At 62.2% G+C, this 1,211-nt stretch carries 4 protein-coding genes; all 4 read left to right on the forward strand.

Annotated elements, in window-relative coordinates; all coding sequences use genetic code 11:
• A partial coding sequence (locus ACVWY6_RS24630) for an MMPL family transporter (protein WP_457541558.1) occupies nt 1–189 on the forward strand: 189 nt, incomplete at its 5' end.
• Nucleotides 190–215: 26 nt separating this feature from the next.
• Nucleotides 216–446: a YgaP family membrane protein gene (locus tag ACVWY6_RS24635; RefSeq protein ID WP_457541560.1), complete on the forward strand. Its 231-nt coding sequence runs from the start codon at nt 216–218 to the stop codon at nt 444–446.
• Between the two features lie 37 nt (nt 447–483).
• On the forward strand, nt 484–894 hold the full coding sequence (locus tag ACVWY6_RS24640) for a DUF302 domain-containing protein (protein ID WP_457541562.1): 411 nt from the start codon (nt 484–486) through the stop codon (nt 892–894).
• 39 nt (nt 895–933) lie between these two features.
• Nucleotides 934–1,211, forward strand: a 278-nt coding sequence (locus ACVWY6_RS24645) for a DsbA family protein (protein ID WP_457541564.1), incomplete at its 3' end; no start/stop codon positions are given.

The raw sequence follows: 1,211 nt of genomic DNA on the forward strand, positions 1-1,211 counted from the left end.
ACCTTCGCACTGGCGGACCCGTTGCCGCCCAAAGAGATGGGCATCATCCTCGGTGTTGCCGTTCTGCTCGACGCAGTCCTGATCAGGCTGATGCTCCTACCGGCTCTGCTACGCCTGACCGGGCGGGCAGCATGGTGGTCACCGACCTGGCTCCGAAAGGTCCTGCCCGCGATCTCGTTTTCCCACTAAGCACCCACCAGAAAGGCCTCTACCCGATGAACACTCGAACAACTTCCACTAGGTGGACGGTCGACCGAGCAGTGCCACTTCTGGCAGGATTCATGATTCTCGTGAGCCTGGCCCTGGCTACTGGCTTGTCGACCTGGTGGCTGCTGCTGACCGCCTTCGTAGCGGTGAACCTGCTGCTCTTCGCTGCCGTTGGCTGGTGCCCGGCCAGCCTGCTGATGCACCGCCTGGGGCTACCGCGCCGCACCGAACTCCGCTAGATCCGACCACGTACACCCACCCGGAAGGAAAACTATTATGGCACTGTCCATCTCCACCGTTCTCAGCCTCCCGTTCGACGAGGCAGTCGCACGAACCCGCGCCGCACTGGCCGACCAGGGTTTTGGGATCCTCACCGAGATCAACGTCAAAGACACCCTGAAAACAAAGCTCGATGTGGACATGGAAAACTACCTGATCCTCGGTGCTTGTAATCCACCTTTGGCCCATCGCGCACTGGGAGTCAATCGCCAGATCGGTCTGCTGTTGCCCTGCAATGTCGTGGTCCGCACCGACCCCACCAATCCATCGAACTCGATCATCGAAGCGATGAATCCCGACCTGATGGTCGAGGTCTCCGGGGAAGCCGAACTTGCGCCGGTGGCCACCGATACGTCCGCCAAACTCTCGGCCGCCATCGCCGCATTGGAAGCCGCAGCCTCCAAGTGAGCCAACACGTCCAACAGCCCGCGACCTGAAGGAGTATCTATGAGCGCAGTGACGTTCTACTTCGACCCGGCATGCCCGTTCGCCTGGGCCGCCTCGCGGTGGTTGCTCAACACCGCGAAGCGCCGCGACATCGAGATTGATTGGCGGCAGATGAGTTTGGCAGTGCTCAACGAGGGCGCAGATGTTCCCGAGCAGCAACGGCACCACATGGAGGTCTCTCGCCGGCTGGGTCGTGTCCTGGCCGCAGCGCATGACAGGGCCGGCGACAGCGCACTCGGACCGCTCTACACCGCCCTGGGCCAGCGTGTGCACCACCA

This window comes from Williamsia sp. R60, assembly GCF_054063855.1.

Coding starts and splice junctions, on each gene's coding strand:
- ACVWY6_RS24635 (WP_457541560.1), top strand. CDS start 216: ATGAACACTCGAACAACTTCCACTAGGTGGACGGTCGACCGAGCAGTG.
- ACVWY6_RS24640 (WP_457541562.1), top strand. CDS start 484: ATGGCACTGTCCATCTCCACCGTTCTCAGCCTCCCGTTCGACGAGGCA.